Origin of the sequence: Gordonia sp. (in: high G+C Gram-positive bacteria), assembly GCF_052106715.1 — a bacterium.
GTDB lineage: Bacteria > Actinomycetota > Actinomycetes > Mycobacteriales > Mycobacteriaceae > Gordonia.
In genome coordinates, this window is sequence record NZ_JBQEDL010000002.1 from 80166 (window position 1) to 87027 (window position 6862).

Annotated in this window: 6 protein-coding genes; 1 reads left to right on the plus strand and 5 read right to left on the minus strand. The window is 67.1% G+C overall.

The window, feature by feature from the left end:
* Positions 1–45: 45 nt before the first annotated feature.
* The 5 genes from ACTIMF_RS01325 to dxr are packed head-to-tail and all read right to left on the minus strand — an operon-like array spanning position 46 to position 6361.
* Positions 46–1851, minus strand: coding sequence for a penicillin-binding transpeptidase domain-containing protein (locus ACTIMF_RS01325; RefSeq protein ID WP_442348467.1), 1806 nt, complete (start codon positions 1849–1851; stop codon positions 46–48).
* Positions 1852–1870: 19 nt separating this feature from the next.
* A complete protein-coding gene (locus tag ACTIMF_RS01330) occupies positions 1871–2707 on the minus strand; it encodes a GNAT family N-acetyltransferase (RefSeq protein ID WP_442348468.1) in 837 nt (278 codons plus the stop codon).
* Between the two features lie 48 nt (positions 2708–2755).
* Positions 2756–3925, minus strand: coding sequence for a flavodoxin-dependent (E)-4-hydroxy-3-methylbut-2-enyl-diphosphate synthase (ispG, locus tag ACTIMF_RS01335; RefSeq protein ID WP_442348469.1), 1170 nt, complete (start codon positions 3923–3925; stop codon positions 2756–2758).
* Between the two features lie 36 nt (positions 3926–3961).
* Positions 3962–5170: a M50 family metallopeptidase gene (locus ACTIMF_RS01340; protein WP_442348470.1), complete on the minus strand. Its 1209-nt coding sequence runs from the start codon at positions 5168–5170 to the stop codon at positions 3962–3964.
* 18 nt (positions 5171–5188) lie between these two features.
* Positions 5189–6361, minus strand: a complete 1173-nt coding sequence (dxr, locus tag ACTIMF_RS01345) for a 1-deoxy-D-xylulose-5-phosphate reductoisomerase (protein WP_442348471.1) — start codon at positions 6359–6361, stop codon at positions 5189–5191.
* A 134-nt stretch (positions 6362–6495) separates the two neighbouring features.
* Here dxr and ACTIMF_RS01350 point away from each other — a divergent pair, with 134 nt between their 5' ends.
* Positions 6496–6759 carry a DUF2631 domain-containing protein gene (locus ACTIMF_RS01350; protein WP_420040227.1) on the plus strand — a complete coding sequence of 88 codons (264 nt, stop codon included), beginning with the start codon at positions 6496–6498 and terminating at the stop codon, positions 6757–6759.
* Positions 6760–6862 lie beyond the last annotated feature (103 nt).

Below are 6862 nucleotides of genomic sequence, written 5' to 3' on the forward strand. Positions count from 1 at the left end.
TCAGCGCCGACCCCGACCATGCAGCTCCGTACCCGACGCACAGCGTCAGGGACGGAAATCTGCGGGGATCCCGGCGAGGAAGTCACGCGTGATGCCGACTGCCGTGTCCGAACCGCCGCCGAGGACGATGAGCGTCGCGAAGGCGATGTCTCCCCGGTAGCCCGCGAACCACGCGTGGGACCCGCCGTTCACTTCAGCCTCACCGGTCTTACCGAACACCTCACCCTGATCGGCGATCGACGACGCAGTTCCCTCGGTGACCACGGCCCGCATCATCGGTCGCAGTCGCGCATAGACATCGCCGTCCAATGAGACGTCCGGTCCGGTCACCTTCGTCTCGCGGCCGTTGATCAACTGCGGCACGGGCAGTCGACCGGTGCTCGCCGTCGCAGCCACCAGGGCCATACCGAGGGGGCTCGCCAGCACCGTCCCCTGACCGAAGCCGTCCTCGCTGCGCAGCACCAGGCGCGGCTCGATCGGGACTGAGCCGGACTCGGCTTCGATGCCTGCGATGTCGTAGTCGGAGCCGAGTCCCATCGCCGCTCCGGCATGCGCGAGATCGGAGGGACCCATCTGCGATGCGAGGTGGGCGAACGTCGTATTGCACGATGCGGCGAACGCCTGCTGCAAGGTCACCGCGCCGAGCGCGAATCCGTCGTAGTTGGGGATGGTGCGGTCGCCGATGGTGATCTCGCCCGGACAGTTCACCATCGCGTCCGGACGCGACAGATCGGCGGTCATCGCCGCGGCCGACGTGACCATCTTGAACGTCGAGCCGGGCGGATACTGCCCGGCCGTCGCAGGCAGGCCGACCCGATCGGCGTCGCCGTTCTGCGCGATCGCAAGGATCTTTCCGGTCGACGCCTGGATCGCGACAGTCATCGCCGCATGCCCCTGCACCGTACTCACCGCACGTTGCGCCGCATCCTGCACCGAACGCGACAGTGTCAACGACACCGCGGGCGCAGGAACGCTCTGCTGCTGGTGCACGACGTCGGCCAACACGCCGTTCGGATTCACCACGGCCACTTGCCATCCCGGCTTCCCGACGACGTCGGCGCCGACCGTGTTCGCAACTCTCGTCAGCACAGCCGACGCGAATCGCGGGTCACGCGGCTGCAGTACCGACCGCTCGCTCACCACGATGCCCGGCAGGTCCAGATCCCCGCGAAGCCGCTCCACGTCGCCGGCGGGCACTACGCCGATCGATAAGGGCTCGTCCGACGCCGTCGCCTGTTCGGCGAGCCGCTGCACCGACAGCCCCGGCACGAAGGGTCCCATCACCTGCACCAGCCGTTCCGCAGAACCTACGACGTCGCCGCCCTCGATCGCCGCATGGCCGTCGAACGACACGGAAGTGACGGTCCCGTTCACCATGACCTCTGTCCCGTCCGACTCGTTGACCGACGCGCGCGGCGGACTGAGATCACTGAGCAGGAGTCGTTGGTCGGCGCCGAGATGCGGGTGGACGGCTGTCGATGCCCACCGGACGGTCCAACCGGTGTCGCTACGCCCCATCGGGAGCGTCGTCTCGTACTCCCAGGTGCGTCCGCGGGGCAGGGTCCACGTGTAGGTGACGTCGACGTCCGCGATGTCCTGGTCGACGTGGACGCGCCCGGTCCGCGCGGACAGCGACTGCGCCGCCAGTCCCTCCCAGGCGCCCGCCAACACGGTCCGAGCGCGGTCGGGCGCGGTGGTCTTCGACGCGGCACCGTCGACGTCGTGATCGGCGAACGCACCGACGAACGCGTCGGCGGCAGCACGCGGTCCGTCGTCGTCCGACGCGCAAGCGGCAGCTGTCACAGCGAGCAGGAGCGCGCACAGCGCAGCGAGAGTTCGTCGGAGATGCATCGTGGACGAGAGTATCGGGTCAGTCGACGAGGACTGTGGCGAACGTCCCCACTTGGTCGAACCCGACGGTGCGATACGTGGCGCGCGCCGCGGTGTTGAAACTGTTGACGTACAGGCTCGCTATCCGTCCTTGCCGGGCGATCGCGGCCGCGACGGCTGCGGTCCCGGATGCGCCGAGTCCCCTGCCCCGCTCATCGGGGTCCACCCAGACGCCCTGGATCTGTCCGACGCGGCGAGACATGGAGCCGATCTCCGCCTTGTAGACCACGCGACCGTCCTCGAAGCGGGCGAACACCCGTCGCGCCGAGATCAGCGCCGCCAGACGCCTGCGGTACGAACGTCCACCGTCGCTCGCGCACGGGTCGACGCCGACCTCGCCACGGAACATCTCGACGGCCGCGGGAAAGTAGACGTCCAGGTCGGCACTGCATACCAGGCGGACATTCTGGTCCGGTTCGATCGCGGGCGCGCCGCGCAGCGCGAGCAATGGCTGCTCGGGCCGTATCTCGCGGGGGCTCCCCCACTCGGCTTCGACCCGATCCCACATTCCGAGTGCGAGTTCTGTGTCGCCGACGACCGACGTGCACATGCGCGGGGCGGCGAGCACCCGATCGGCGAAGTAATCGAGGTCGTTGGTGTCACCGACGAGCGGCATCAGGTTGGCACCCGCGAAGCACAGCGACTCCTCCGGCGTCGACGCACTCCACATCTCGCCGCCGAGCAGTCGAGGGATGACCCCGTACGCCTCCACTCGAGCGGCCACCATGCACGACGCGACCGGATCCGTGTCGAGGGCACGCGTGACCGCTTCCGCGTCCCGCGCCCCGAGCGGGCGGCCGCCGAGCAGTCGAAGCACGTCGCACCTCCGATGGTCAGGTCAGTGACGGACTCACGGACTGGGACATCAACCGACGGACACCGTCGGTGCCCCGCTTCCAGTGTCCTCTGTGTTCTCTGCGATACGCAGCGCTTCGGCGATCAATGTCTCGACGATCTCCGCTTCGGGGACGGTTTTGACGACTTCGCCCTTGATGAAGATCTGTCCTTTGCCGTTCCCGGATGCCACGCCCAAGTCCGCCTCACGCGCTTCGCCCGGCCCGTTGACGACGCAGCCCATCACGGCGACCCGCAACGGGACCTCCATGCCTTCGAGCCCTGCGCTGACCTCGTTGGCCAGCTTGTACACGTCGACCTGAGCGCGACCGCACGACGGGCAGGAGACGATCTCCAGTTTGCGGGGACGCAGGTTGAGCGACTGCAGGATGGCGTCGCCGACCTTGATCTCCTCGGCGGGTGGCGCCGACAGGGAGACTCGGATCGTGTCGCCGATCCCTTCAGAGAGCAGCGACCCGAACGCGACCGCCGACTTGATGGTGCCCTGGAATGCCGGACCCGCCTCGGTGACGCCGAGGTGCAGCGGATAGTCGCTCTGGGCTGCGAGCTGACGGTAGGCCTCGACCATGATCACCGGATCGTTGTGCTTCACCGAGATCTTGATGTCGCCGAATCCGTGCTCCTCGAACAGACTCGCCTCCCACAACGCGGATTCGACGAGCGCCTCGGGCGTCGCCTTCCCGTATTTCTTGAGCAGTCGCGGATCCAGGGACCCGGCGTTGACGCCGATACGGATCGGAATGCCCGCATCGCCTGCGGCCTTCGCGACCTCTTTGACGCGCCCGTCGAACTCTTTGATATTGCCGGGGTTGACGCGGACCGCAGCACAGCCCGCGTCGATCGCGGCAAAGATGTACTTCGGCTGGAAATGAATGTCCGCGATCACCGGGATCTTCGACTTCCGTGCGATCGTCTCGAGCGCATCGGCGTCCTCCTGACGCGGACAGGCGACGCGCACCATGTCGCAGCCAGACGCCGTCAGCTCGGCGATCTGCTGCAGCGTCGCATTCACATCGTGCGTTTTGGTGGTGCACATCGATTGCACTGAGATCGGATGGTCGCTACCGACGCCGACGGATCCGACCTGGATCTGTCGGGTCTGCCGGCGCGGCGCGAGCACCGGCGGCGGCCCGGAGGGCATCCCGAGGCCTACGGCCAACGGTCCGGACGATTCGGTCATTGACATCACTCCTATATTCGCTAGCCAGACTACCGGTCAGAAGATACGGATCGGGTTGATGATGTCGGCCGTCACGGTCAGCACCATGAACGCAGCCATCACCGCAACGACCGCGTACGTCAGCGGCAGCAGTTTGTAGTAGTCGACGGGTGCACCGTCCGATCGCCCGAAGGCACGGCGGATCGAGTTACGGATCTTCTCGTAGATCGCGATGATCATGTGCCCGCCGTCGAGCGGCAACAGCGGCACGAGGTTGAAGGCTCCGAGGAAGAAGTTGATGCTCAGCAGCAGCCCGAAGAACAGGTCCCAGTACCCGCGCTCGACCGCCTCACCGCCGAGCCTCGATGCGCCGACGACGCTGACCGGGGTGTCGTCGGCGCGCTCACCGCCGGTGACCGCGGTCCACAGGTCGTCGATCTTGGACGGGAGCGAGGCCAGCGACTTGACGGTCTCCTCGGCGATGTCGCCGGTGAACGATACGGCCCCGCCCCACACTGAGCTCCAGTCGTAGTGCGCGACGGTGACCCGATCGAGGGTCACGCCTATCGCAGGGACTGTGACCGGGACGAGTGTGCCGTCGTCCTTCTCTGCCATGCGCTGCACCTGGGTGACCGGGATCCTCACGTCCATCGTCTGGCCGTCCCGTTCCACGGTGAGCCGTGCGGTCGACATCGCGTCGCGCACCTTGTCGACGAGGTCGGACGAGCTGGCGACCGACGCGCCGTTCACCGCGACGATCTGGTCTCCCACGCGTAGCCCGGCCTCCTGGGCGGGGGCTGGACCGGTGCACTCGACCAGATTACCTTTCGCATCCGTCGTCGGCGCAACGCATGAGAGCGCGGTCGCATGAACCGGCTGGTCGCCGAGAATCGGCAACCCCCACCCGAGAGCCAGCACGATGATCAGGATGAAACCGAGAATGAAGTTCTGCACCGGGCCGGCGATCATCACCACCAGGCGCTTCCACGTCTTCTGCTGGTACATGGCGCGGCCCCGTTCAGTGACCGACAGTTCATCGTGGGGCGTCATACCGGCGATATCACAGAATCCGCCGAGCGGGATCGCCTTGAGTCCGTACTCAGTCTCCCCCACATGCGTCGACCAGACTGTCGGCCCGAAACCGACGAAGAAGCGACGGACCTTCATGCCCGTCGCCTTCGCCGCAAGGTGGTGTCCGAGCTCATGCCACGCGATCGAGATCAGCAGCGCGGTCGCGAACAGCACGATGCCCAGGACGAAACTCAACTACCGACTCCGCTCAGATCACTTCGAGGCGGCAGTGACCAGGGTTGCCGCACGGTCGCGCGCCCACCGGTCCGCTGCCAGAACCTCGTCCAGAGTACCCGGCGGCGACGACCACTGACCGGCGTCGGCGAGGACGTCGGCGATGGTGCCGACGATCCGTGGAAACTCGATGGCTCCCGCGAAGAACCCGTCGGCGGCGACTTCGTTCGCCGCGTTGAACACGGCTGTCAGACTCCCGCCGGCGGTTCCCGCCTGGCGAGCCAGCGAGATCGCCGGGAACACGTCGTCGTCTACCGGCTCGAACGTCCAGGTCGCCGATTGTGTCCAATCGCACGCGGCCGACGACCCCGGAACTCGATCCGGCCAGCCGAGCGCCAGCGCGATCGGCAGCTTCATACTCGGGGGCGACGCCTTCGCGATGGTCGCGCCGTCGACGAAGGTCACCATCGAGTGGACGATCGACTGCGGGTGGACGGTCACGTCGATCCGGTCGTAGGGCACGTCGAACAGCAGGTGCGCTTCGATGACTTCCAACGCCTTGTTGACCAGGGTCGCCGAGTTGAGGGTGATCATCGGACCCATCGACCACGTCGGGTGCTTGCCCGCCTGTTCTGGAGTCACGTCCCGGACCTGGTCGGCTGTCCAACCCCGGAACGGTCCGCCCGACGCTGTGAGCACAAGGCGGTCGACTTCGTCTGCCGATCCCCCGCGCAGGCACTGGGCGATCGCCGAGTGTTCGGAGTCGACGGGGACGATCTGGCCGGCCGCCGCAGCGTCGAGGACGAGTGATCCGCCCGCGACGAGGGACTCCTTGTTGGCGAGCGCCAACCGGGCTCCGCTGCGAAGAGCGGCGAGGCTCGGGCGCAGACCGAGCGCTCCGACGACACCGTTCAAGACGACATCCGCCTCGACGGTCTCGATCAAGCGGACCATGGCGTCCTCACCCGCCAGGACACCGTCGCCGATCCGGTCCGCCAACGCCGCCGCGGCTTCGGCGTCGGCCACCGCGATCCGCGACGGGACGAGGCCGGTCGCGGCGATCTGCCGACCGAGGACTTCGAGGTTGCCGCCGCCCGCTCCGAGGCCGACGGCTTCGAACCGATCGGGGTGTTCGGCGATCACCTCCAACGCCTGGGTGCCGATGGATCCCGTCGAGCCGAGAATCAATACGCGTGTCCTCACGGAAGCCATTGTGACGCACCCGTGGCGCGGACGTGCACGCGGAGAGAGGACAGAGCGCGCCGCACTCCACCGCGTGCGTACTCGCCGCACCCCGCGGGTTATGCTGTAGCCCGAACTACTACCGGCTGTCATAAGGAGTGGACGTGGCAAGCACTGAGGTCGAACAGATCGATACCGGCTGGGTCCGCGAGCCGGCCGATGCGCCGTCGGCCCGCTTCGGCTGGAGCGGTACCGCACCCCGTACCTACGCGATCGCCGCGTTCGTCTCGGGCCTGATCTGCCTGGCCATGCTGGTCGGCAACCATGTCGGCCACGTCGAGGACATCTACCTCATCGTGATCGCCGTCGGTCTGATCGGTTTCGCGGGATACAAGATGATCCCGCGCAAGGGCACCTGGCGACGCTAGAACTGACTCATCGTTCGTCAGAACTCATCGTTCGTCGGCGGCCAACTGGCCGCATGCCGCGGCGATCTCCTGCCCGCGTGTGTCGCGGACGGTGCACGAGATC

Excerpts from the sequence above, each read along its gene's own strand:
- ACTIMF_RS01325 (WP_442348467.1), bottom strand. The coding sequence starts at position 1,851 with ATGCATCTCCGACGAACTCTCGCTGCGCTGTGCGCGCTCCTGCTCGCT.
- ispG (WP_442348469.1), bottom strand. The coding sequence starts at position 3,925 with ATGACCGAATCGTCCGGACCGTTGGCCGTAGGCCTCGGGATGCCCTCC.
- dxr (WP_442348471.1), bottom strand. The coding sequence starts at position 6,361 with ATGGCTTCCGTGAGGACACGCGTATTGATTCTCGGCTCGACGGGATCC.